This is a genomic window from Candidatus Nitrosacidococcus sp. I8 (assembly GCF_945836005.1).
Taxonomy (GTDB): Bacteria; Pseudomonadota; Gammaproteobacteria; order Nitrosococcales; family Nitrosococcaceae; genus Nitrosacidococcus.
The window spans coordinates 413,063-438,642 of the sequence record NZ_OX241534.1 but is presented as its reverse complement, the minus strand read 5'-3'; the positions used below and the strand labels follow the sequence as shown (position 1 = coordinate 438,642).

Below are 25,580 nucleotides of genomic sequence, written 5' to 3'. Positions count from 1 at the left end.
ATAAATTTTAGAGTAAGCGACGAAGGGCTTGCTCGATGTAACGCCTTGTAGTTGCTATTTTTCCTACAACAGGAAGAGGCATATTACAGGGTTCGGGAAAAGTAGATACATCAGCAAAATTCACCGTAGGCATAATAGATCGATTTGCATCTAGGAATCGACAAACGTGAATAAAGCGCTGTGCTACAAAAAAATCGGGAGTATTATGTTTAGGCACCATGAGCTCAAAATTATGAGCAATTAATACAAAAGTATGCCATTGTTTAAGTGCAGCATTTTCAAGTGCTTGAGTAATTTCTTGGGCACTACAGGCACCAATCTGGGCATGCCTATGATGACCGTATCCATCATAAAAACTACTCATTGGTATTAAAGTTAACCCATTGTGCATAAACACCTCATAGGGATTTGCATACACAGGTGCAATATTACTTGGTTGAGATGTTTCCATTTGAGGATTGATACTACTATCAAACTTTAGACCATTCATAGCCACTGCTGAGAAAGTATCGTTATTACAAGAGAAACTACCTGCCCGAAAAGCAACAAGTGGTAAATTACAACCAGCTTCTTGGAGTAAACGAAGACCGTGTTGAATGAGAGTTCGTTGCTCTTCAAGGTTATATTGGGTAAGATGCTGACGCTTACTTGTGACACCTTCAAGTAACGCATTACGTGCTTCATCAGTCCATTCAGGATGTAAATGAAGTTGAACCTCTTGACCAGCGCTCTGAATTAACGTAACAATCTTTGCAAGATATTCAACACCAAAACGAGCAGCGAATAGAGGTTCAACGAAAAATACACCTTTCAGATCGTATTTACTAAGAGTATCAAGAATTTTTGGCAGTGCATACTCTCCTTTAGCTGAGCGACCAAAAATATAACGGTCAAAGCTGGTAGGGAAATCTTGATCTAAGCTATTCCAGCTATTACACCAAACTTCAACATCGAAGGTAAAGAAAACATTCATTAAGATAAGTAGGTATCATATATAATACAAATCGTAGATGGTTAGTTAATTTTTCTAGATAGAATTTTAGCTTAACTACATCCGCCGAATAACTTCTTCCCCAAATTCAGAACAGGAAACTTGAGTCGAACCTTCCATTAAACGAGCAAAATCAATAGTTACCTTTTTGCCCTGAATTGCTCCAGATATTCCTTGAATAATTAAATCTGCCGCTTCACTCCAACTTAAATGACGTAACATCATTTCTGCAGAAAGAATTAAGCTACCTGGATTTAGCAGGTTTTTACCAGCGTATTCTGGGGCAGTACCATGAGTTGCTTCAAAAACCGCTGCCTTATCTCCTATATTCGCACCCGGTGCAATACCAATTCCACCTACTTGAGCAGCCAACGCATCAGAGATATAGTCTCCATTAAGATTTAATGTAGCAATAACATCATAATCTGCGGGGTTAAGTAAAATTTGCTGGAGAAAATTATCAGCAATAGAATCTTTAATGATAATCTCATGACCATTTTTAGGATTTACTAAAGTACACCAAGGTCCTTTTTCTAGGGTAGTAGCATTAAAGGAGGTACGGGCTAATTCATAACCCCAATCTCGAAATGCTCCTTCGGTAAACTTCATAATATTGCCTTTATGCACTAAAGTTACTGAAGATCGATCATTATCGATAGCATACTGTATCGCTTGTCTAATTAACCGTTGAGATCCTTCTTGAGAGACGGGTTTAATTCCAATCCCAGAGCTTTGAGGAAACCGAATTTTGTTTACACCCATTTCTTGTTCAAGGAAAGTAATAATTTTTTTTGCCTCTGGGGATTGAGCAGGCCATTCAATCCCAGCATAAATATCTTCTGTATTTTCACGAAAAATAACCATATTTGTCTGAGTTGGATCAGCTAAAGGGCTAGGAGTTCCGGAAAAATAACGTACTGGTCGAATACATGAATAAAGATCTAAGGTTTGGCGAATTGAGACATTTAAGGAGCGAATCCCTTTGCCTACTGGCGTAGTTAAGGGTCCTTTAATAGATACGACAAAATCACTTAAAGCAGTTAATGTTTCGTCAGGAAGCCACTGGTTCTCTCCATAGATTTGGCACGCTTTTTCACCAGCAAAAATTTCTACCCAAGCAATTTTACGGCTCTTTTTATAGGCTTTAGCAATCGCAGCATCTACAACCTTACGCATGACTGGGGTAATATCCACCCCAATACCATCACCTTCAATAAAAGGAATAAATGGGTAGTTAGGCACATTTAAGCTTAGGTCAGAATTAATTTTTATTAACTTTCCATCACTTGGGCATAAAATTTTATTGTAAGCCATGAAATTTCCTAATTTGTTAATTTTTTTATTTTTTATCTGCTATTACACAATTTTATAGGCTATTTACCACCTAAGCTATAATAGCAAATATACATTACCTGTAAGGCCATGCCCTTAATCTTTCATTTTTATGAATAACCAGATTCAACAAAAGAAGATTTTTATCATTGATACTAGCGTTTTGCTCTATGATCCGAGTGCGATTTTTCGCTTTGGATGCCATGATATTTACTTACCTTTAATAGTCATTAAAGATCTAGAGAGTACAGCACTAGAATTATCTGAAGCAGGTAGAAATGCAAAGCAAAGCATCTACTTTTTAAATGCATTACTTGCCAGTCTAGATTCTTCAGAAAAAATAATGCAAGGAATTGAGCTATCTACAGTAGATCAAAATTGGTATACGAAAAATAATATACCTAAGGGATACCTTTTTTTTCAACCTTTAGCCAGCGATGCGTCTTTATTCTCCACTATTTTAGAGTACGCAAGTGATCTTAAAAAAACACATCCTAACGATAAAATTGTTATTGTCTCTAAAAGTACTGCTCTTAGAGTGTATGCACTTTACTCAAATTTTACAGCTGAAGACTATCATTGTAATAAAGATATAGATGATATTAATTTACTCCACACTGGCTATCTTGAGCTACCTTATGAGTTATGGCAAGGTTGGCAAAAATCCCCCTATACTGATCAAAATACAAAACATCTTGCTTATCAAGTTACAGGTATTCTTGCTAAAGATTGGTACCCGAATCAATTTCTTCATATTCAAGGGGAAAAAAATATTGGTGCCATCGTCCGTAATATAGTAGAGGATACCGCAGTTGTTGAGTTAATCCAAAATTATCAGGATCCAAACTATAGCGTCTGGGGCATCTCAGCTAAAAATCAACAACAAAGCTTTGCTCTTAATTTGCTATTAGATCCAGAAATAGATTTTGTTACTTTATTAGGTCCGGCTGGGACTGGCAAAACCTTACTTGCTCTTGCCGCCGGTCTTACGCAAACGTTAGAAATAAAACGCTACCAAGAGATCATTATGACGAGAATCACAGTACCAGTTGGTGAGGATATTGGGTTTTTACCCGGTACTGAAGAGGAAAAAATGACTCCTTGGATGGGGGCATTGATGGATAATTTAGAAGTGCTCACACAACCAGAGGAAGGAGGTTCTTGGGGAAGATCAGTGACTCATAGTGTGTTGCTAAATCGCATTAAGATTCACTCCTTAAATTTTATGCGAGGTCGTACTTTTCATAATAAATTTATTATCATTGACGAGGCACAAAACTTAACTCCAAAACAAATGAAAACCCTAATTACTCGGACAGGTAATGGTAGCAAGGTGATTTGCCTTGGGAACATCTCTCAAATTGATTCCCCTAATCTAACGCCAGCTACTTCAGGGCTTACTTATACCGTAAAATTTTTTAAACCTTGGAAGCATAGCGGTCATATTACCCTAACGAGAGGAGAGCGTTCTCGACTTGCTGGTTTTGCATCCAATATGCTGTAACTTATGGAGTATACTATTAATAAGGGTTATATTTCTAAATGCCTTAATTTATCTTGGAGGAAAGCAATGAAGACTAAAGTAATGCTTATCCTATTAGCTATATCAACTACTATCTATGGAGATAGTTTTAGTTCCTTAACACCTAAATCAAGTAAATCTATTGATAGTTTACAGTCCATTCAAGCTTTGCAGCCACACAATCCCTATTATTATTATAATCTACGGCCGATTCCTGAACCACCGCCTAATCCTTATGGGCAACCCAGAATTACTAAGAAAGTACCTGTCCCTGTAGATCCTAGAACGGGTAAGTTCCTTGGTAATTTAAACTCTGGCTTATATGATCCTACCACCGCTTATAATCCCTATGGTAGGTTTCGTAGCGAATATAGCCCAGAATCAATTCATAACCCTTATCGAAACTCTACTACTGGTCAGTATAATCTGGGTAGTATTCGTATCCCCTATAGTGTAAATCCTCCTAGAGGTGGAGCGTCTTTTTTTCTAGGTAGAGGCAGGTAGGGTTTATTTTTATCTTAACAAAAGGAGAAGTAGTAAATATGTCCATTGAAGAGTATTTAAGAAGTAGCCCTGATTTAAATCAATTTTGTAGCCAAAATGGCTGGATAGATGATGAAACACTTTGCTATGAATTGATGGAGCAAAACCAGAGGCATGCAGTAATAAATATTCGTTTTGAGGAGATTTTAATGGAGGGATCAGGATGTGTTGCTGCTCGTGTCCCTTGTTATGGAAAATTAAAACTTACCCTAAATGATCAAGGTTATGTGGAGAGTGGTGAGCGTATTTAGGAAGTTTAAAATACAGGAAAGGGTTAACTTATATAATCCTTCCTGTATTTTAAACTATATTTTCATTGCCCATATAGCGTAGTATCAAATACTAGTGTTTTTAAAAAGGAATTAGGAATTACTTGTTCGCATTAAACCAATAAAATATGCTCTATGGATTTGCTTTACATGAACACCGCTTTGAGCGACTACCTCTTGAGGAGAGTATTGCTTCCTTAGAACAAGCTATTTGGATTGATTTATTTCGACCTACTGAAGAGGAACGGCAGCAAGTTGAGTTAATCTATCAACAAAACCTTCCTGCTCATAATGAAATTGAAGAGATTGAAGCGACTGCTCGTTTTTTTGAAGATGAGGGAGGGCTTCATTTACATTCATACTTTTCTCACCGAGAAGAGGGAAAAATTGATTACTCTACCGTAGTATTTACTTTAAGTGATACTCGATTATTTACTCTAAGAGATTATGAATTGCCTGCTTTCCGTATGCTACGGTTTCGAGTACGGAGAGAGCCTGGGCTAATTACTGATGCTGCATCAATTTTACTTGCTTTATTTGAAACTAAACTCGAAGAACTTGCAGATTTACTAGAAGAAATTCATCAGGGATTGGATAAAATTGGCAAACTTATCTTAGAAAAAAATGAAGAAGGAAGTGGTGAAAATCTTGAGCATGCCTTAGATGAATTAGCACGCCACGAAGATCATAATGGTAAAGTTCGCTTATGTTTAATGGATACCCAGCGTGCCTTAACTTTTCTTTTGAGGCGTAGTCATTTAAATGATGATCAAATTAGACGGGTTCGGGAGATTATGCGAGATGTAGACTCCCTACTGCCACATAGTGCTTTTTTATTTGAGAAAATAAATTTTCTTATGGATGCCGCACTAAGTTTTATCAATATAGAACAAAACCGAATTATTAAAATATTTTCGGTAATTGCAATTGTATTTTTCCCTCCTACCTTAATTGCCAGTATTTATGGAATGAATTTTGACATTATGCCAGAAGTTCATTGGAATTTAGGCTATCCTATAGCACTTATTCTCATGCTGCTCTCTAGTATTGCACCTTATCTTTATTTTAAGCGTAAAGGCTGGTTATAGTAGCCCAAAATAAGTGGGCTACCTTAAGCCTAAGCAATAAACTAATATTATTCGTGATAATGGGAAGTAGAGGTCATTAATTTTGCTGCTTTTGCTTGGCAGGTATAGGTAATAGCCGCATCTTCTGTCCACACTTTTGCAATATACGCACTATCATTACTCATTACTATTTTACTAGGTAAGTGCTTTTCTTTAGCCTCACCTATTATTGTGTCTACTTTAGCTTTACAGGAACTAAAGATCATATTTTCATTCTCCATAGTGGCATTACTATCTTGAAGAGGAATTCTACCACTTTCCATAATTTCATTGAGCTCATCGGCTGAATAGTGTTTATCAGCAAATCCAAAAGGAACTAATACTAAATTAGCTACTATCATACTAATAACGAAAGCTAAGGTATGCTGTCTCATTACATTTACTCCTCTTATTACTGTTTATTATATACTCCTTATTATACGGGTATAGAGTATAAATAAAATCAATAAACACTTATCTAACTTAGCTACACTAAATAAAATAGCAGATTGCATCATCTATAGCGATTTAAGATCTCTAACTAGTAAGAATAGAGACTAAGGTTGGGGTACATAACTTTGTAATAGATGATGGGCTGCATCAATTAAACCTACATGGGAGAAAGCCTGAGGAAAATTTCCCAATTGGCGTTTTAAGCCAGGATGATATTCTTCAGCAAGTAATCCTAAATCATTTCGAATAGAGAGTAATCGATTAAATAACACGACTGCATCATTATGACGACCTATTAAGGCATAAGCATCTGCCAGCCAAAAACTACATACAAGGAAAGCACCTTCATTACCACTAAGCCCATCGGTAGATTCTTCTGGGCGATAGCGGAGTACGAATCCATCTTCTATCAACTCTCTCTCTATAGCTTCAACTGTACCGATAAATCTAGGGTCGGTAGGCTCTAAAAAGCCGGTTTTTCCTAATAATAATAAAGAAGCATCTAACCCCGGGTGACCGTAGGTTTGGGTAAATGTATTACGCTCTGAATCATATCCATGGGTAAGAATATCTGTTTTAATTTCTTCTCGAATTTGCTTCCATTTATCTAGAGGGCCTTCTAGACCGAATATCTCTATTGCTTTTACTGCCCTATCAAAAGCAACCCAGCACATCATTTTCGAGTGGGTAAAGTGTCGTTGATCGCTTCGAATTTCCCAAATTCCCTCATCAGGATAGTGCCAATTTTCTTCTAAATTCCTTAACAAAGTACATTGGAATTGCCATGAAGTAGCACTACCGATTTGAGACATTCTTGCTAAATGGGTAGTATTCATAAGCTCCCCATAAATATCGAGCTGTTTTTGTCGGTAAGCACCATTACCAATTCGTACAGGTCGACTATTCTCATAACCTGGTAACCATGGCAACTCTTCTTCTGTCAGCCTGCGCTCTCCCCGCAACCCATACATAATTTGCATTTGCTCGGGATGCCCTGCTGCAGCTCGGAGCAGCCATTCTCTAAATGCCTTTGCCTCATCAATGTATCCGGAACTTAAAAAGGTATGAAGGGCTAAAGCCGAATCTCGAATCCAACAAAAACGGTAGTCCCATTGTCGCTCCCCTCCTATTTCTTCTGGAAGTGAAGTAGTAGGTGCAGCCACTATTCCACCGGTAGGTTGGAAAGTCATTACTTTTAGGGTAATTAGAGAGCGTACAATTGCATCACGCCACTCTGGTGGGACTGAAGCATGAGCGTTATAGCAACGACTAGCCCATTCCTGCCACCAATCTGAGGTCACTGTTAAAGCGGCCCGACTATCACTAATAAACCTCGGTTCTTCTTGGGAAGGATGGTAAGTTAGCGTAAAGGGAACATAACTCCCCTCCGTCACTGTGAAACGAGATCGAGTTTTCATATTTTCCCCATATAGAGGAATAGGCGTGAGTAGCTCTACTGTATCAGGTCCTGAAATTGCTCGAATACCATAGTCTGTTTGCCGTACCCAAGGCACAGTTTCTCCATAACGGAAACGAAGGACAATATCCATTTCCATATCTACTTGTCCTCGGATACCACGGACAATTCGAAGTAACTCTACTTTTTTTTCATTTGTACTTAGGGGCATAAAATCAGTAACACATACTGCCCCAGTTTCTGTTTCAAAAGTCGTTTCTAGAATTGGCGTATTAGGCAGGTAGTGCCGAGTTGTATTTTTAATTTCCTCTTTAGGGGCAATGAGCCAACGACCATGATCTGGAGTACCTAATAAAGCAGCAAAGCATGCATCTGAATCAAAATGTGGTAGACACAGCCAGTCGATAGATCCATCAATCCCAACGAGAGCACAAGAGACCATATTACCAATTAGGCCATAGTCTTCAATTAGCTTACCCATTTAGTCCTCCATTAATAGACAGTGATTCATATTATTATTTTCTAGCTGTAAAATTATAGTTAATAAGCTAAAAATTTTAATAAAAATACTATTTAAGTAAATATATTTAAAGAAACATTAATATATATTAGATTTCTTATCTTATTTTCATTAAGTTTTTAAACTTAAATGAAAGATAGTGTTTAATTAAGGTTTTTCTCGCAACAAATTCACTACTTACCCAGTTAATCTGAACTACCCGGCGAATTCCCTCAAAAGGTAGATGTCCATGCCATGAGTTTTTTGTAACCTTAAAGGCAAGCAGTGTTCCAGCTTGTGGAGAGATTTGCGTAAAGTAATTTTCAATATTTTTTCCATCCATAAGTAACCGCAGCTGCCCTTCTGATGTTTCCCAATGCTCGTTAAGATAAAGTAAGACAGTGATGATTTTTGTTGCACTATCGGTATGGATTGCTCCATCTTTAAAGGCACATTTTCCCCGCACAGTGATGAGCAAAGGGTATTTTTTTAGTGGAATTTTAAATTTTTCCTCTAAAATTTCTTCGAAAAAAGAACTTTTTAATTCTTTAATTAAAGCTAAAAATTTTTCTCTAACCTGAAGTGCTGCTAGAGGATAACTGCCTGGATGGTCAATTGTTGGATAGTCATTATAAATATCTAGTAAATTATTTTTATTAATTAAATCGGTCACAACAAAATGAGAAAAAGGATTTTCTACAACTTCCGTATTAATGAGTTTATTCTGATCAAGAAGCATAGTTTTTCTCCGGATCAATATATAAGTATTTAATTACTTTTGCTGCAATCATTTTAGTTTCATCAAAAGATTGAGTCTTTATTAAGGATTGATTTAGCTTTCCCTTCCACCATTTAATACGATCTAAGTTCTCAAGATTTCGATGAAAGCTTTGAAATTTTTTATCCCTCTTTCCAGGTAGACTCAAAAGATATACGGGGCAATAGGTAGCACAGGCCTCACTAATCATCGAGACACTTTCACAGCTTACTAAGAGAAAATCAGACCAAGCAAGAATTCCAAAATAGGGATTTTCTTCTTTTTCTGTATCCCAAATATAAACCTTTGAGCTAAATTCTTTAAATTCATCCTTTAGTAATTGGATAATTTTTGAATCGGTGCGCCGAGAAGGGGTAATGAATACTGATAGGCTTTGGTAGGTAATTAATGCTTTAAGTTCCTGTATTAATTTTTGTATTATACTTTGATCCCAGTGGTACGCTTTATTATCGCCCCCTAGTAAAATTCCTAAGCGAGGCTGAGAATATTTAGAAAAGAGATAGGAAAAACGATCATGAGCCTGATTTAATTGTTGTTCTGTAACTCGATGGAGTGCACCAATACTATACAATACATTCTCCCCAGTAGCTCGTGCATCATGAGCAGGGGCAATCACCAAATCGAAGTATTTTGCACTAATCACTGGAGATTGTAAGTAGATAATCTTAGCATTACTTTCTTCTTTGACCATAAGGGCAGGTAGGATAGATTTTCGTCCACAGGCAATTACTATATTAGGCCAAGGTGGAGTAAATCCCAATTCTATTTTATTTTGCAAACAGTATTTTTTCCCCATTTGAACGAAAGGACTTATATAGTTCCAAGGAAACCGAAGTTGTACTTGTTTTATGTTATAAGCTACACTCATAGCTTCTGCTAAGCCACGAGCTTGATTTTCCATCCCAATCTTACCATCAGTCATAACCCAAGCACTGAGAGATTGATAGGCAATACTATCTATCATGTTATTTATAATAACTGCTTAAATAAATATTGATTCTAAGAAGGATTAAGCTCTTTATAACTAATTTGAATAAGCTTACAGAATAGAAAAATAAAAGCAACACACCATGCGAGTGCTGAACACCATAAAAATACCATTGTATAGGAAGGCACTAAAGGAGTCGCTAATCGTAATAAGGCAGCTAAACTAATAAGTAACGCAGCTTGCTTAATATCTTTAAAATCCTCTAGCTCTTGTTTACTTCTTTGCAATCGAGTACGTGCCATAATGGTTAAGGTTAAGGTACCTAAAGCACCAATGGTAACGCCATGAATTCCATCAACAATAGGAAAAGGATTACCTGTCGTTTGAATCCAGCCCTTAAGACAAAAACCTAAGGTAAGCCAAGTATAACCTAGCACAGGAATCCACAAATGAGGCTGGTCCATAATACCCCATACTTTCCAGCGGAAGATACGAATCACGATTGCACCGGCAGCCACAAAAGCAAGCACCCCAGAGACCATCGTTGCTTTTGGAATGAGATCAAAAAAAGTCATAGCAATGATAATCACAATAGCGGTTCGCTCAATTTTAGGCTGAACTCTTGCTTCAAGGAAATATCCCTTCCGATAAAAATGCCCAGCAATGCCAGGAGCTAGAATTCGTCCTCCCATAAGAAATAATAATAAGCTAAATAAATCTACGGTAATAAGTAAGATAAATGGGCTAATACCAAAGGGTAGAACATTAATTTCCCCTAGCTGGTAAATCAATTCACAAATCCCCATGGCAATAAATAAAGGACCAAAAACTTTATTTTCTAGTTTCTTAGCTGCTTTTATAAAAGGGGGAGCGATTAGAGAAATAGCAAATCCTACAAAGATTAAATTAGGCAGAATAGAAAGAACCCCTATATTTAGTAAATGTAATGCCCCTAATCGAGCACCAATCCAGCTTAATAACAGTATGCTTATGCTTAGTAGGGAAACTCGGTTAATTAAGTAGCCGCACACTACCGCTAGTCCATAGCCAAACAGCATTTCATGACCATGCCAATGATGATTTGGGAGAGAAACCCATCCTTGTAACACTATCAACCAAGTGGGAATAACAGTTGCGGCAAAAAAGGCAGCAAGGGGGAAGAAAAATATATCTGCTGAAAATAAGCGTTTGGATTTTTGACTGCTCATTACGAGAAGAAATATTAGGTAATGATGATTTATAATTTTTTATGTTGTTACTAACACTAACGGTAGTGTTTATCTACATGAGATTATACGTTAATTCTCTAGTTCTTCTTCATCAATAATGCCAAAATAATCCTCAGAATAGATTAATTGCCCACGAATTAATTTATTTTTGTAATCCTCTATCCATGCTGTAAATGATGAGGCGATCAAAGGGCGAATATCATCATCATGCCACATTCTAATAATTTGCCCGTGGTTACCCTCTTTTGTAGGCACTAAGTCTAGACAATAGTGATTCCCAGAACCATCATAAGTAATAGGAATCCAGCAAGGATGCCACCAATCATTTTTCACTTCTATATCTGGGCTTGATTTAAAATCACCCTCTGAAAAAGCACCCCCATCTAAAAGCTCTTTCCAAACTTTCCATTGATATTCAATGCCTTCAAATGATAGCCACTCTTCACAGTCAATAAAGCTCGGACCCTCTGAGATTTGCCCATTATGAATTTTATAAAATACAATAAAATCATCAGGCAATTGAGCCCCTAACACACTTTCTAAGTGGTGAATTTCCTCATCAGTTACCCCACTATTTAAACTCTCTAAAACATTAGGGGCAATTTCATTTAATTTTGTTTCAATCGCTTGCTAAATTTCTTTCATTATGAACTCATAAATAAGCTTTAAGCTCTAAAGTAGATAGATTATGACTCTCTTTAGCTTACCCTATAATATTTAAACTTTACTGAATCTTGTTTAGCTATTTTAATAAGGAATTTTTATTATGAAACAACGCTCTTTATCTTTAGCGTTAGGAATAACGCTTCTAAGTAGTTTTATCCCCTATGCTCAAGGGGAAATTCTAGCTATGCTCAATTATGAATCAAAACCAGATAATCCGGTACGTAAAGAGGGATTAGCCATTATTGATGTAGATCCTCAATCTGCAAATTTTGGCAAAATGATTATGGATATTCCCCTACCTCATGACTTAGTTGCTCACCATATTTTTTACAATCAAGATTTAAGCAAAGCTTATATCACTGCCCTAGGTAAGAGCACCCTTCATATATTAGATATGAAACAATCTCCTTATCGGATGAAAACAGTAGGGACCCCTACCTGCCAAGTACAAGAAGACATGGTATTTACCAAAGATAATAAAACTTGGTATTTAAGCTGTATGGGATCAAGTACCATTGTAGTAGGAGATGCTACTACAGATAAACCCATTAAAACTATTCAAACCCCACCTTCTGGCAAGCCTTATCTTCGCTACCCCCATGGGTTGGACCTTAATGAAAAAATCGATCGGATTTTAGCTACCAATACTATTCGCCCAGATGGTCAAGAACCGGGGGAGGTAGTGACTGTAATTGAAGCCAGTACCGGGAAAATACTCTCTAATCATAAAGTTTCCCATAAACCTTCTCCTGCAGGAGCTGCACCGGTAGAGGCTATTTTTGTCCCTAATAGTAACCCCCCTCTTGCTTATATTAACAACTGGCTAGATGGAACCACTTGGTCTGCGGTGTGGAATGAAAGCAAGAAAGCATTTGATTTCCAGCAGGTAATTGATTTTGCTCCATTGAAGCAAGCAGTGCCTTTAGAAATTTATCCTAACCCAAAGCAAAACCAGCTTTTTATTACGACCGCAAACCCCGGTTATTTCAATATTTTTGATGTAAAAGATCCTCAAAAACCTAAACTAATTAAAGCAATTGCAGCTGCTCCTGGATCTCATCATGTGGGCTTTTCTCCAGATGGTCATTATGCTTTTGTCCAAAATAGTTTTATTAATTTACCTGAAATGCGCGATGGCTCTATTACAGTGATTGATTTAAAAGAAGGTAAAGCTATTAAACAGATCAATACCTTAAAAAATCAAGGATTTAATCCAAATTGTATTGTGCTTTTACCTCAGTGGATGAAAGACAACCCCATGTCACATTAGAAAGATATAGCAAATGACCCTACCCCCTATTTAGTAGGGGGTAGTGATAAGTAAATTTCCACATTGAAAGTACCAGAATGATTGTTATATGTACCTTTCATACCGTTATAGGCAAATCTTAAAGGTCCACTGTTAGGAATGGTTAAATAATCCACATGCTTACCTACAGTGCGGATATACTTGTTACCAACTTTCATGAGAAGTGCATATGGCACTCCCTCTGGATGAAACAGCTTATTATTTTTTAAACCACCTGTTCTATTTGCATCAGAAGTTTGATTTGGGTTAGATCCGTATTTTACTTTGCCTGAAGCTTTAATTGAAATAATATCTCCCCCTTGTAAGAAAATACCACTATCTTGCCAGCCTTCTTTTGTAGCTAGTATTTTGCATTGCCCAACCTTTCTGATACTGGGGGTTGGTAGCAGGGTTTGACCTAAAATGGGTTGATTTAAAGCCTGTAATTTTTTTGCTGAATCTACGATTTCATCACCATTGACTTGGAAAATTGCTTGAATTTTTGAGAAAGTAATATCAGGCCAATAGGCACTAATATCTAAGGTACGTCTATAGGTAGGAGGATCAACTTCACTAGAGAGATCGTATCTTACATGTTTGTTACCTAAGGTAATGATTAAACGAGATGGATCATGATAATGAGCTATTGTATCTATACTTTGATTAATGCCAATTTGTTCTGCATTTGGAAAAAACTTACTAATGGTACAAACCATATGTAATTTATCAATATTTAGATTATAAATACCCACCTGATCTTTCTTATAAAGCATAAGAAAATTCATATTCTTAACGACTATAGGTAGTATTGCATCTAATGTAGATGAGAATGTTACCCCTTTAAGTCCTGGGAAAAAAGTAGTAATTGATTCTGTTTGTGCAGGTATGTTAGGACGATGTAGGTCAATAACAGCACATTGGTTTTTTTTGAAAAAATAGGCTTTCCCACCCCAGCTCATAGCAGTATCTAAATCTCCATGAAACCCTTGAGGTAACATAGACCAGCCGTCTTTGATTTGTTTGGGATACCCAGTATCTATTTTCACACTATGATTGTCATAGCGAATATATTGATTGCTAAAAAATAAATAGCTTTTCATAAGTAGTACAAAATCTCTTTTTATTTTTAATACTTGGTAAGCGTGTGTACAGGATATATCATCTGCATGACTTCATGCTAATTTAAGTAACTGAATTGATTATTGCTAATGACTATCCTTTACTATATCCACGATCCCATGTGTAGTTGGTATTGGGCATTTCGCCCAATTTGGCTAGAGATCAAAAAGACACTGGAGTGCAAAATTTCCATTGCTTATGTACTTGGTGGACTAGCTCCAGATACAAATGAACCAATGCCTTTTGTGCTACAAAAGAAAATTCAGGGGATTTGGCGAAAAATCCAACAAGAAGTACCTCAAACCCAATTTAATTTTGATTTTTGGACAAAGAATCAGCCCTGTAGATCCACTTATCCTGCCTGTCGTGCAATATTGGCTGCTTTAAATCAAGGAGATCAGTTTGGAGAGGAAATTATATTAAAAATTCAACAAGCTTATTATCTCGAGGCGAGGAATCCATTCAACGAAGCGGTATTAATTGAGCTGTCTGAAGCATTAGGGTTAAATAAAGAGCTATTTTTTCGTGATTTAAATGCTCCAGAAACACAGCAGAAACTGGAACAGCAAATCCAGTTTTGCCAACAATTAAAGATAAGTACTTTTCCTAGTTTAGTGCTACAACATAAAAAACAATACTATTCTATCCTACATCATTATTTAGACTCATCCATCGTATTAGGCACGATAGAATCTATCTTAACTGCTTAATTTAATTGGCTAAACAATTAAAAATCAAATAAATAGTTATCTTTTGTTACTTTAGCAAAAGCATTCGTATCTTATTATTGGACTCATACAAAATGATAATCGTGGACCTTTATTAGGTCCATATACCATAGTAAATTATACCTAACGCAAAGATTTAGATTTTATTTAAAGGTGGGTTTCCTCCTAATATCCTGTCTTTAAATCGTGTTACAGCACAAATGAACATCTGCATCTATGTGTCTCTCCTTATTATTCCCCTAGAAGAATTCTAGGGGTTTTTTTTGCCTTTTATAATGTTAGGATATTCAATTTTCATAGCTAATAAAGGACAAAATCATGATCTCCAATCCTCCTGCTGCCGATTATTTTCAGCAAAAGTATGGAATCACCAAAACTCATTCAGCGGTAGTCTCTGCCGTAGAGCACGTAAAACCTTGTAAAGTTTTAGATTTAGGCTGTGGGCAGGGTCGTAATACTTTATTTCTAGGGTTACTTGGATTTGATGTGACTGCAAGTGACTATAACCCAAGTACAGCTAATGTAATTCATGAAATAGCAAATACTGAAGGATTTAAAATAAAAACTGAAATTTATGATATGAATCAAGCATCCATTGGGGATAACTATGATTTTATCGTAGCTACCGTAGTGTTTATGTTCTTAGAGCCTCAGCAAATACCTACCATTGTTGCCAATATGCAGGAAAAAACAAATCCAGGAGGACACAATTTAATTGTTTCTGCCATGAATACCAAGGATTTTCCTTGCCACATGCCTTTTTCTTTTACGTTTACTGAAGGGGAATTAGCTCAATACTACCAAGGATGGGATCTACTTATTTATGAAGAAGAGGTAGGTTCTATGCATGCTAGAGATGCAGCAGGTAATCCTATTAAGCTGAAATTTGTAACTATGCTTGCAAAAAAACAAGCCGAATAAATTTATTTTAAAATTACCGAGAGATAACTTGGGTAGTCACAGTGTGTTCTAATTTACCTCGTAAGAAAGTTAAGAAAGTTAAGAAAGTAATGACTATGGAATCATTTGCTTTTAGTTTTCCTAAAATTTTAGAAAAATCAGTGAGATTATCGATAGGCTGATGATTGATATTAATAATAATATCTCCTTTTTGTAATTCTGCAGGAGTATCTTAACTCACCCCTGAAAGTCTAACCCCTTCTCCCTTCCAGCTAAAATCTGGCACAGTGCCTAGCGTTACTTTTCTACTAGATTTAGTAAGTGGTAGTGTGGGTTGTATAGTATTTTCTCCTGCTAAAGATTCGTTCCGATTAGCCAAATAATCGATAGCTTCTTTCAACACGGCAGCTACCTTAGTCAGTCCTAGGGAATCTATTTTATCTATCGTATCTGTAGGTCGATGATAATCCCTATGAGCACCCGTAAATAGTTGTACTGCAGGAATTCCTACGTTTATAAAACTATTGTGATCGCTAGAATCTAAATCCTGAGTAACAATCTCTATAGGCACGCCAGTAACATAGCTAGCCCCTTGAAAAATATAAGACCATTCCTTAGCAGAGTGAGTACCCAAAATCAAAAGCTTATTTTTATTTAAACGACCTACTGTATCTAAATTAATCATTGTCATCACGGGCTGAGTTAGGTGATTTACATAATAAGTAGATCCCAATTTTCCTGCTTCTTCTCCAGTAAAAGCAATAAAAGTAAGCGTTCGCTTACCCTGCCATCCAGTGCCTAACGATCGAGCCATTTCTAATATCACTGCCACTCCGCTGGCATTATCATCTGCCCCCGGGTGAATTTTCCCTTCATCTCCTTGATGCATATCTGGCCAACCTTTGCCTAAGTGATCATAATGAGCACCAATCACAATAGTCGGCAGACTTGGATCAGTGCCAGATAAAGTACCAATAATATTACTCAAGGCCATCTCTTTGGCTGCTTGTGGTATATGTTCTATCCACTTTTGTTCAATAGGATTAAATCCAGCTTCTTGAAACGCATTTTCAATATATTTTGCTACTTGCTCTAGTCCTGACGATCCTAGACCCCGACCCTCTTGCTTAGGATCAGCTAGATATTGAATGTCAGCCATCATTTGATCTTGGTTGAATTGGGAAGATAAGGAAATTAAAGATTTTTGTAGTGGTAAGGTAGATTTTATTGCAGATGAGTCTTGAGTAAATAGCACAGACATAGGTGATCGAATCACTGACCATTGCCCCTTCGTTATATTTTCAGGCTCTGAGCCAGCAAATCCTAAATAGCTATACTTCCCATAGTGGGGTAATTTTCGGGTAAGCCCAGGTAGTGCAGCAACATTATCTGTAGCAATCCATACTAAAGTTTGATGTAGGTTATTTTCAGGGCGAGTAGTTACGATTACTGAATGATGTGTTTTATTAAGCATATGGTTTTTAATCTTTACACTATCCACATTTGCTTGATAGGGGTAGCCTTCTAAGGATCGATGAAAAACTGATCGAAACTTATTTTCCCAGCCTAAAAGCCATACCATTTGATCGCTAGGTAGCTTATCAATAGTATTATCCATAACTACCTTAATATTCCTCCCCTCCTGTTGCCAAGTTTCAATTAAATGTTGATAACCTTCTTTTAAAGCAGAAGATGCTGAAGCAGGTAATATAGCCAGTGCAGTTTTAGCCCCAAAGGCTTGGCTTAAGGCGGGAGGAATCTCATTGGAATCTAACCTGCGGAACACATCGAATTGAGGATCAATTTCAAATTTTAAAGGGCGATTAGAAAAAGTAAGCTCAATCCTATGCTCTTTTTTATCAAACTCAATTTGAGTTTGATAGACTTGCTCTGAATTTTCTAAATAAATGGCAGTAGGGATAGCAAGTTGATAAGGTTTTCCCCCTTGGACTTGGGCAATAGTTGCCGTGAGTATATACTTGCCCTCTTTAGGAGTTACTTGAGCAGATTTAATTTTTAATAAAGGTGCTCCAGGACGAGTGATCCATTGATTGAAAAAAGAGTGCAGCGACTGCCCGCTCGTTTTTTCAAAAGACCCTTCTAGATCGCTAAAACCAGCTGGTGCATATTGGTATTGATGATAAAAATTCTGTAGTGCTTTGATAAAAGTTTTATCCCCTAATTTTTGACGAAGCATATGAAACATCATCAAAGTTTTTCCATAGCCAATTGCTTGGCTGGCTGCACTGTCTCGACCCCGAAATTGGGTTAAGGGAAAATCTCGAGATTCTTCTACATAGTCCGTGTATTTTTGTAGGGTTTCTCGCCGATAAGTAACTCCTTCTCCCTGTTGTTCTTTAAGGAGATGATCTGCTAAGTAGGCAGTTAATCCCTCCGTCCAGTTTCCAGAGCCATACTTTAAATAGACTCCATTGCCCCACCAATTATGGAGAATTTCATGAGGATAGGAAGAATGGAGAATAAAAGGGAATCGAATCACATTAGTGCCAAGTAAAGTAAAGGAAGGCATCCCATAGCCGGTTTCCCAAAAATTTTCTACTAAAGCAAATTTTCCGTAGGGATAGGAGCTAATCAGGGATCGATATATTTCCAAGTATTGATTAGTTGCCTCTAAATACTTATGAGCTAAACCAGGATCTGGGTGTTGAAGAAAAGCCATGGTAGTGACTTTCCCATTTTCAGCTTTTCCATCATATTCTGTAAACTGACCTGCAATCAGATAAATTTCTTCTTGAGGATGGTTCTCTTTCCAAATTTCTTGATCATTTTGCTGGGTACGAATACCTTGACTTACTGAATGCCATTTTTGAGGGAGATGAGTAGTTAAGGAAAAAGTAATCAGTCCATCGTTGGCAAATTGTGGATACCAATAACTTCCGCCGGTTAAAAATACCCCCTCTGATGCAATTAAACCTGACGAAGCACTAAAGCTATGGGCATATTCTTGGCTGATCGGTTTAATAGAATGAAAAATTTCACCTTCATAATTTATGGTAAATTCATGCACACCTTTGGGAAAAGTAAGAATGTAATCTTCTGTAAATTCGCTTTCTTTTAGTTTTTTTAATTGAATCTCTGGGCTTTCTAGTTGAGGATTAAGATGATTATGGAGACGAAATGTAATAGGAGATGGGTAAGAATCAGGTAAAGTAATAGTATCAATCGCTTTAAGATGATGACTATCGGGATCTAAATAAATTTCTAGCTGATGGTGTATTTCTTCTGCTTGTAATAACGGAGAGATTACTAAGAAAAGTAAATTAATAAAAATTTTTTGATAAAGTTTCATTTTTAATAATGCTTTTTTATATAGGGCCGATAGAAAAAGCTCTTGAGCGAATATAGAAAGTGCTACCGTATTGGGAATGTTTAAAGGTTAGTTAGAAAAATTCTCTTCCATACCTCCATGTTCCCGAATAGCATGGAATTTAATTTCAGGCCAGCGCTCCATTGTCAATTCAAGATTAACTCTAGTAGGCGCAAGATAGGTTAAATCTCCTGCTCCATCTAAAGCTAGATTAACTTCTGCTTTTGTCCGAAACTCCCCTAATCGTTTTTGATCATTACAAGTTACCCAACGTGCAGTGGTGACTTGGACATTCTCATAGCCACAATCTACATTGTATTCATGTTTTAATCGATGGGCGACCACATCAAATTGAAGTACCCCTACTGCACCTAGAATTAAATCATTTCCTAATAGTGGGCGAAATAGCTGGGTTGCTCCCTCTTCACTAAGTTGTTGTAACCCTTTGAGCAAGGCTTTCATCTTTAGGGGATCCTTAAGGCGAACTCGGCGAAAAAGCTCTGGAGCAAAGTGAGGGATACCAATAAATTGCAAATCTTCTCCTTGAGTAAAAGTATCACCAATTTGGATAGTACCGTGATTATGTAACCCAATAATATCCCCGGGGTAGCCTTCTTCAGCCTGCTCCCGCTCTCCTGCCATAAAAGTTAAAGCATTAGCGATTTGTACATCTCTATTTAATCGTACATGACGAATTTTCATTCCTTTTTGGTAGTTCCCTGAACAGATACGCAAAAATGCTACCCGATCCCGATGCTGAGGATCCATATTAGCCTGGATTTTAAAGACAAACCCACTGAATTTTTCTTCATTAGGATCTACTTCACGGTTTATAGTTGCTCTAGGTTGGGGTTCTGGCGCAGAAGCTACATAGGCATTGAGTAATTCTTCTACTCCAAAATTATTCATCGCTGAACCAAAAAAAACAGGGGTTAATTTACCTGCTAAAAAATCAGCTTGATGAAAAACATGGCTTGCGCCTTTTACTAATTCTATTTCTTCTCGTAATTCTTGAGCTTGAGTTCCTAAGATTTCATCAAGCCGTGGGTTATCTAATCCTTGAATAAGCTCTCCTGTTTTTATTTTTCCTTCATGGGTGCCACTAAAAAGATGAATATTATCTTGGGCTAAATGGAAAATTCCCTTAAATCGTTTTCCCATTCCAATAGGCCAAGTGACTGGGGCACAACGAATTTTTAAAATATCTTCAATCTCATCTAATAGATCAACGGGTTCTCTCCCTTCTCGATCCAATTTATTAATGAAGGTAAGAATAGGAGTACTTCTAAGACGGCATACCTCCATGAGCTTAATGGTTCGTTCTTCTACCCCTTTAGCACTGTCAATCACCATTAAGGCAGAATCCACTGCAGTTAAAGTACGATAAGTGTCTTCAGAAAAATCCGCATGACCTGGGGTGTCTAATAAATTGATAATGCAATCCCGATAAGGAAACTGCATCACAGAAGAAGTGACAGAAATGCCCCGTTGTTTTTCTAACTCCATCCAATCTGAGGTGGCATGGTGGGCTGATTTTTTTGCTTTTACGGTGCCGGCAAGCTGAATGGCACCACCAAAGAGTAGTAATTTTTCAGTTAAAGTAGTTTTTCCTGCATCTGGGTGAGAAATAATAGCAAAGGTTCTTCTTTGTTTAATGGCTTGAATAAGTTCACTGGATGAAAGCATAGATTAAAATAATATAAGTACTCGTTGAGTAAATAGCACCATTTTACATGACGGCTTAGTGGAAGCCCTAATCAAGATAAAATATGAATCCAGCTAATTTTACATTTATTGATTTGTTTGCAGGTATTGGAGGATTTCATCAGGCACTTTCCCATCTTGGAGGAAAATGTGTCCTAGCATCTGATTGGAATGAAAAAGTAAGGCAAACCTATCAAACAAATTATGGTATTACCCCCCTTGGGGATATTCAAAATATAACCTCTGATCAAATCCCAAACTACGATGTATTGTGTGGTGGTTTTCCTTGCTAGCCTTTCTCTATTGCTGGGGTACCAAAGAAAAATTCCTTGGGGAGAAAACATGGGCTTGAGGACGAAGCTCAGGGTAATCTATTCTTTGAGATTATTCGATTAATCCAAATAAAACGACCTCAAATTTTATTTCTAGAAAATATGAAAAATTTACTCTCCCATGATAAAGGCAATACTTAGCGAGCTGTTAAAGCTAAAGAAGCTGGTTTAGTAAAGTCTGATATTTTTATTACTACTAAATTAAAGAGGTTTAAAGATTTAGTAGCTATTCATGTGGATAGAGAAACTCAAAAGCCAGATATGGATTTAGTCCTATATCGAGAAGACAGTCACCATTATCTTAAAGATATAATGATTATTTCTCTTAAAACTTCTTTAAGAGAACGGGCAGGACAAACCTATAAATGGAAGCTGCTACTCGAAATTGCCACTTCAGAAAATGCAATTAAAGAAAAATACAATATAAGCTATCCTTTAAATCAAACTCCCCTTGTTTGTTTTGCTACGGTAAACTTTTATAATGAAATAAATAGCCCACAACATCGAGGGATGTTTAAATTTTTTGATAAATCCTTTATTGGTAAACCTGTAGAATCAGATTTTATTGATCAGCTCTCTTACCTAATAGATTATGCCAATGAAAAGCTGGTATAGAGATAGAGCAAGCAGAGTAGGGTAGAGTATAAATCTAAAGTTTTTAAATTTCTTTAGTCTGTTCTATTTTGTTTTCTTTTCTTAAAAATTGGTTTAAGGCAATTAAAAAATTACCGGGTTCATCCATTTTTTTACTTAAAGTTTTACCTGATTCTATTTCCTCACCAGTAAGAGTTTCAATCAAAGTATCTCTTGCTTCAGCTGCTAGCCCATTTTTCATAGCTGCCCTATTTAAGAAAGTATAAGCAACTATTTTATTAATAGGTATGCCTTTACCCTTAAGATATATTCGCCCAAGTGCAAATTGAGCCCCGATATGTTGCTGCGCAGCAGAAAGGAGGTACCACGGTATCTCTCTTTGGTAATTTTCTCCGCTATCTTGCATCTCAGCATATATTTTCCCAAGCCGATATTGAGCTTCACTATCCCAGCCCCACCCTACCGCAGCAAGGCGATACCAATAAATAGCTTCTTCATAATTTTTCTCTATCCTTTGATCTTTCTCATATATTTCACCTAGAGCAATTTGTGCCTGCACATTACTCCGCTCTGCTGCTTGCTTAAGCCAATAAATAGCCTCATGAGTATTTTGATCAGTACCTTCACCTTTGATATAAAGCATACCAAGAGCGGCTTGAGATTCCGTATCTTTTTGTTCTGCTGCAAGGTGGTACCATTTTAGTGCTTGCTGATAGTCTTGTACCACTCCTAGGCCATTGAAATACATAGAACCAACAATTCTCTGAGCTTCTCTATCTCCCTGATCGGCTGCTTGTCTATACCAGAGAGCGGCCTGTTGATTATCTTGCTCTACCCCTTTACTCTCTAAATATATAGTACCGAGCATTTTTTGAGATTCTAAATCTCCTTGTTCAGCAGCTTTTTGATACCACTTTGTTGCTTCTTCATAATTTTGGTTAATGCCAAGACCTTCCTTATATATACGCCCAAAATTTTTTTGGGCTTCTAAGTGACCTTGTTTTGCTGCAAGCTCATACCAGTGAATCGCTTTTTCTATACTTCTAGAAACACCTACGCCCCATTCATAACTTTCACCAAGGCTATTTTGAGCTTCTGCATATTCTTGATCTGCAGATTTTTGGAGCCATTTAATTGATTCTTCGTAATCAATAAGTGGGGTTACACCCATGTATCCTGTTCCAGAGTAGAGTATCCCTAAAGCATATTGAGCTTCTTGACTACCTTGTTTCGCAGCAAATTCAAACCATTTTACTGCTTCTTCATAATCTTGAGTTACCCCTTGGCCTTGTCCATACATCCATCCTAAAATATATTGAGCCTCTAAATGTCCTTGTTTTGCTGCTTTAGTGTACCAAGCAATTGCTTGATCATAGTTTTGCTCTACTCCTTGGCCTTCAGCATATCGTTGTCCAAGTTTAAACTGGGCCTTTTTATTGCCCCGTTTTGCCATAAACTCGGTGTAATTAAACACTGTATTCCTCGCTAATCCTAAAACTTTATTTTCTAGCTTGAATTAAAATGAATATAAATTCCGTTTTCTAACGAGCAAAATAAACAAAAATACTATATATTATTGAAATAATTTATAATGCTAAGTTTCTTTGCTTTTTCGGGCTAGCTGCAACCCGTTTTTAGTTTGAAATTTCCCCTTCCTCAGTATATTTATCTAAAGCATTAAGTAGGTTCCCCTTCTTAATCATAGCTCTACTCAGCATATCCCCTTCTTTTATTTCATCTTCAGCCATACTCTCTCTAAGAGTACTGAGGGTATCTTCCAATTTTTTCTTTTTACCCTTAGCTATGGTTAATAGCCCATAGGCAACTATTTTATTTTGTTTAACACCTTGGGCATTTAGGTATATTTCTCCAAGATAAGATTGGGCTTTTGAATATCCTTGATCCGCTGCGAGGCGAAACCATTTTATCGCTTCTTTATAATCTTGAGCTATTCCTTGACCTTGCTCATAGAGGAGTCCAAGTCGATATTGAGCCTCTTGATTTAATTCCCAACCCGTTGCTGCAAGTCGATACCAATGAATAGCCTCTTCATAATCTTGTTCCATCCCTTGGCCTTGCTCGTGCATTAATCCCAAATAATATTGAGCTTCAGCAAAGCCTTGTTTTGCAGCTAAATAAAACCACTTAGCACCTTCTTCGTAATCTTGAATTACTCCTTGACCGCTAATATACATGATACCTAAATTAAACTGTGCCTCTGTTTCTCCTTGTTCTGCAGCACTACGACTCCACCTAGCTGCTTCTTCATCATCTCTGATAACACCATGACCTTTTGCATACATTACCCCAAGATTGCTTTGAGCTTTTAAATATCCTTGCTTTGCAGCTTTGAGAAACCATTTCACTGCTTCTTCATAATCTTGACCTATACCGATACCATTTGCATATAAAATACCTAAATTGTATTCCGCTTCAGGTAGTGATTGTTCTGCAGCCCTGCGAGTCCACTTAGCGGATTCTCCATCACTTTGCACTACGCCTTGCCCGTTTGCATATGAAATCCCAAGAAGATACTGGGCCTTACTGTAACCCTGATCAGCTGCAAGCTGTAACCACTTTGCAGCTTCTTCATAGTTTTGCTCCACTCCTTGGCCTTGCTGGTACATGGTACCTAAATTATATTGAGCATCTGGATCGCCCTGATCTGCTGCAAGCCGAAACCATTTAGAAGCCTCTTCATAATTTTGGGTTACTCCTTGCCCTCGCTCATACATTTTTCCAAGATTTTTTTGAGCATTTGAGCTCCGGCGGTTCGCTGCTCTGCGAGTCCATTTTGTAGCCTTCGCTTTGTCTTGTTCTACGCCTAAACCTTCAGCGTACATGATGCCAAGGTTATTTTGAGCTTCTAAATGCCCTTGATAAGCAGCAAGCTGAAACCATTTAAAGGCCTTTTCATAATTTTGTTCAACCCCTTGACCTTTTTGGTACATCACTCCTAAAATATTCTGAGCATCTACGTTTCCTTGTTCTGCTAAAATTTGAAGACTACGAAATGCTTGATGGTAGTCTTTATTCTTATAAGCGGCTTTTGCCTCTTAAAGCTTGGCAATTTTTCAGCTACTGCCCAGCCATTAATTCCATAAATTATGAAAACACATACCATCAATATCTGATATGCTTTTCCGTTCCATAAAAATTGTACTAGTCTTCTACTAAGCACTATAGGTACTATAATTGTTTTTAAAAGACCATGTATTTTAAACTTAGAGTGGTACTTCTGGCACAGGAAGTGCTGTCGATTTCTCCATTACTAGCTTAGCACGAACACATAATGATAGATCACATAGGGCATAACCCCCCCAATTAATAAGTTGCCCCTGTAGCTTAGAATCAAACGATTTAAGCCTTGTTGTTATCTCACAGAATTTATCAGTTATTTTGGAATCCTCGATCATTGAATCTGGAATAATTCCATTATTGTCTTTGTAAAAACTCTTCATTTTCGTCCCAATACCCCAATATGCACCATGTTGCCTTCCCTCTTTGAAATCAGCAACTAGCCAGCGTTTACGTAGAGATTGAACTTGATCCATTAAAATATTAATCACTCGAATTGGCTCTAGTATGCCATGAGGTTTTTTTTCAATCACAAAAGGAGCACATGCATCGCTAACAAGTACGGTATTGATATTTTTTTGTCTAAATATCGCCTCCATTCCCATGTTATCGTAAATTCCACCATCAGTTAGCACAATTCGGCGGCGTAATTCCTTACATTTATATTTAGACATCTCTATCATATAATCACTATTTTTTCATGTTGGCGCATCAGTCTTAAGTATAAAGGGTGAAAAAAGAGGTGGGAAAGCTGTGGATGCTGCTACCACAGTGGC

Annotated in this window: 22 protein-coding genes and 2 pseudogenes; 9 read left to right on the top strand and 15 right to left on the bottom strand. The window is 37.1% G+C overall.

What is annotated here, in order from left to right; all coding sequences use genetic code 11:
- Positions 1-7: 7 nt before the first annotated feature.
- Complete coding sequence (locus tag OOL07_RS02260) at positions 8-973, bottom strand: polysaccharide deacetylase family protein (RefSeq protein WP_264694755.1); 966 nt, start codon at positions 971-973, stop codon at positions 8-10.
- Between the two features lie 75 nt (positions 974-1,048).
- Positions 1,049-2,305, bottom strand: coding sequence for an NADP-dependent isocitrate dehydrogenase (gene icd / locus OOL07_RS02255; RefSeq protein WP_264694753.1), 1,257 nt, complete (start codon positions 2,303-2,305; stop codon positions 1,049-1,051).
- Positions 2,306-2,435: 130 nt separating this feature from the next.
- Here icd and OOL07_RS02250 point away from each other — a divergent pair, with 130 nt between their 5' ends.
- From OOL07_RS02250 to corA, 4 genes are all read left to right on the top strand, one after another.
- On the top strand, positions 2,436-3,827 hold the full coding sequence (locus OOL07_RS02250; protein WP_264694751.1) for a PhoH family protein: 1,392 nt from the start codon (positions 2,436-2,438) through the stop codon (positions 3,825-3,827).
- Positions 3,828-3,893: 66 nt separating this feature from the next.
- Positions 3,894-4,349 (top strand): hypothetical protein, encoded by a 456-nt coding sequence (locus tag OOL07_RS02245; protein ID WP_264694749.1) that lies wholly within the window; start codon positions 3,894-3,896, stop codon positions 4,347-4,349.
- Between the two features lie 38 nt (positions 4,350-4,387).
- Positions 4,388-4,639 carry a hypothetical protein gene (locus tag OOL07_RS02240; RefSeq protein WP_264694747.1) on the top strand — a complete coding sequence of 84 codons (252 nt, stop codon included), beginning with the start codon at positions 4,388-4,390 and terminating at the stop codon, positions 4,637-4,639.
- Positions 4,640-4,785: 146 nt separating this feature from the next.
- Positions 4,786-5,745, top strand: coding sequence for a magnesium/cobalt transporter CorA (gene corA / locus OOL07_RS02235; RefSeq protein ID WP_264694745.1), 960 nt, complete (start codon positions 4,786-4,788; stop codon positions 5,743-5,745).
- 47 nt (positions 5,746-5,792) lie between these two features.
- Here the strand turns inward: corA and OOL07_RS02230 are convergent, their stop codons facing one another.
- The 6 genes from OOL07_RS02230 to OOL07_RS02205 all read right to left on the bottom strand — a co-directional run bounded on the left by OOL07_RS02230 (position 5,793) and on the right by OOL07_RS02205 (position 11,670).
- Positions 5,793-6,158, bottom strand: a complete 366-nt coding sequence (locus tag OOL07_RS02230; protein ID WP_264694743.1) for a hypothetical protein — start codon at positions 6,156-6,158, stop codon at positions 5,793-5,795.
- 162 nt (positions 6,159-6,320) lie between these two features.
- A complete protein-coding gene (locus OOL07_RS02225; protein ID WP_264694742.1) occupies positions 6,321-8,114 on the bottom strand; it encodes a glycoside hydrolase family 15 protein in 1,794 nt (597 codons plus the stop codon).
- 136 nt (positions 8,115-8,250) lie between these two features.
- Positions 8,251-8,871: a 2OG-Fe(II) oxygenase gene (locus OOL07_RS02220; RefSeq protein ID WP_264694741.1), complete on the bottom strand. Its 621-nt coding sequence runs from the start codon at positions 8,869-8,871 to the stop codon at positions 8,251-8,253.
- Entirely contained in the window at positions 8,861-9,874 is a 1,014-nt protein-coding gene (locus tag OOL07_RS02215; RefSeq protein WP_264694740.1) for a mitochondrial fission ELM1 family protein, read from the bottom strand. The genes OOL07_RS02220 and OOL07_RS02215 overlap by 11 nt, the downstream gene beginning before the upstream one ends.
- A gap of 35 nt (positions 9,875-9,909) precedes the next feature.
- Positions 9,910-11,046 (bottom strand): NnrS family protein, encoded by a 1,137-nt coding sequence (locus tag OOL07_RS02210; protein WP_264694737.1) that lies wholly within the window; start codon positions 11,044-11,046, stop codon positions 9,910-9,912.
- A gap of 90 nt (positions 11,047-11,136) precedes the next feature.
- Positions 11,137-11,670 (bottom strand): SMI1/KNR4 family protein, encoded by a 534-nt coding sequence (locus tag OOL07_RS02205; protein WP_264696308.1) that lies wholly within the window; start codon positions 11,668-11,670, stop codon positions 11,137-11,139.
- Positions 11,671-11,833: 163 nt separating this feature from the next.
- Here OOL07_RS02205 and OOL07_RS02200 point away from each other — a divergent pair, with 163 nt between their 5' ends.
- On the top strand, positions 11,834-13,003 hold the full coding sequence (locus OOL07_RS02200; RefSeq protein ID WP_264694735.1) for a YncE family protein: 1,170 nt from the start codon (positions 11,834-11,836) through the stop codon (positions 13,001-13,003).
- A gap of 26 nt (positions 13,004-13,029) precedes the next feature.
- On the opposite strand, the gene OOL07_RS02195 is transcribed toward OOL07_RS02200, so the two are convergent.
- On the bottom strand, positions 13,030-14,121 hold the full coding sequence (locus OOL07_RS02195; protein ID WP_264694733.1) for a LecA/PA-IL family lectin: 1,092 nt from the start codon (positions 14,119-14,121) through the stop codon (positions 13,030-13,032).
- A 108-nt stretch (positions 14,122-14,229) separates the two neighbouring features.
- On the opposite strand from OOL07_RS02195, the gene OOL07_RS02190 reads away from it, so the two are divergent.
- Both OOL07_RS02190 and tehB read left to right on the top strand, forming a co-directional pair.
- A complete protein-coding gene (locus tag OOL07_RS02190; protein WP_264694731.1) occupies positions 14,230-14,850 on the top strand; it encodes a DsbA family protein in 621 nt (206 codons plus the stop codon).
- A gap of 336 nt (positions 14,851-15,186) precedes the next feature.
- Complete coding sequence (gene tehB, locus OOL07_RS02185) at positions 15,187-15,789, top strand: tellurite resistance methyltransferase TehB (protein WP_264694729.1); 603 nt, start codon at positions 15,187-15,189, stop codon at positions 15,787-15,789.
- A gap of 13 nt (positions 15,790-15,802) precedes the next feature.
- Here tehB and OOL07_RS09300 read toward each other — a convergent pair.
- From OOL07_RS09300 to OOL07_RS02175, 3 genes and pseudogenes are all read right to left on the bottom strand, one after another.
- Positions 15,803-15,982, bottom strand: a pseudogene (locus OOL07_RS09300) (hypothetical protein); the annotation flags it as partial.
- 18 nt (positions 15,983-16,000) lie between these two features.
- On the bottom strand, positions 16,001-19,078 hold the full coding sequence (locus OOL07_RS02180; RefSeq protein ID WP_264694727.1) for a M20/M25/M40 family metallo-hydrolase: 3,078 nt from the start codon (positions 19,076-19,078) through the stop codon (positions 16,001-16,003).
- A gap of 87 nt (positions 19,079-19,165) precedes the next feature.
- On the bottom strand, positions 19,166-20,782 hold the full coding sequence (locus tag OOL07_RS02175; protein WP_264694725.1) for a peptide chain release factor 3: 1,617 nt from the start codon (positions 20,780-20,782) through the stop codon (positions 19,166-19,168).
- Positions 20,783-20,865: 83 nt separating this feature from the next.
- Here OOL07_RS02175 and dcm point away from each other — a divergent pair.
- A pseudogene (gene dcm, locus OOL07_RS02170) lies at positions 20,866-21,273 on the top strand (DNA (cytosine-5-)-methyltransferase).
- 42 nt (positions 21,274-21,315) lie between these two features.
- Entirely contained in the window at positions 21,316-21,747 is a 432-nt protein-coding gene (locus OOL07_RS02165; protein WP_319804036.1) for a BsaWI family type II restriction enzyme, read from the top strand.
- A 43-nt stretch (positions 21,748-21,790) separates the two neighbouring features.
- On the opposite strand, the gene OOL07_RS02160 is transcribed toward OOL07_RS02165, so the two are convergent.
- The 3 genes from OOL07_RS02160 to OOL07_RS02150 all read right to left on the bottom strand — a co-directional run bounded on the left by OOL07_RS02160 (position 21,791) and on the right by OOL07_RS02150 (position 25,478).
- Positions 21,791-23,200, bottom strand: a complete 1,410-nt coding sequence (locus OOL07_RS02160) for an SEL1-like repeat protein (RefSeq protein ID WP_264694723.1) — start codon at positions 23,198-23,200, stop codon at positions 21,791-21,793.
- A gap of 160 nt (positions 23,201-23,360) precedes the next feature.
- Complete coding sequence (locus OOL07_RS02155) at positions 23,361-24,689, bottom strand: tetratricopeptide repeat protein (RefSeq protein WP_264696306.1); 1,329 nt, start codon at positions 24,687-24,689, stop codon at positions 23,361-23,363.
- 261 nt (positions 24,690-24,950) lie between these two features.
- Positions 24,951-25,478, bottom strand: coding sequence for a hypothetical protein (locus tag OOL07_RS02150; protein WP_264694721.1), 528 nt, complete (start codon positions 25,476-25,478; stop codon positions 24,951-24,953).
- Between the last annotated feature and the right edge of the window lie 102 nt (positions 25,479-25,580).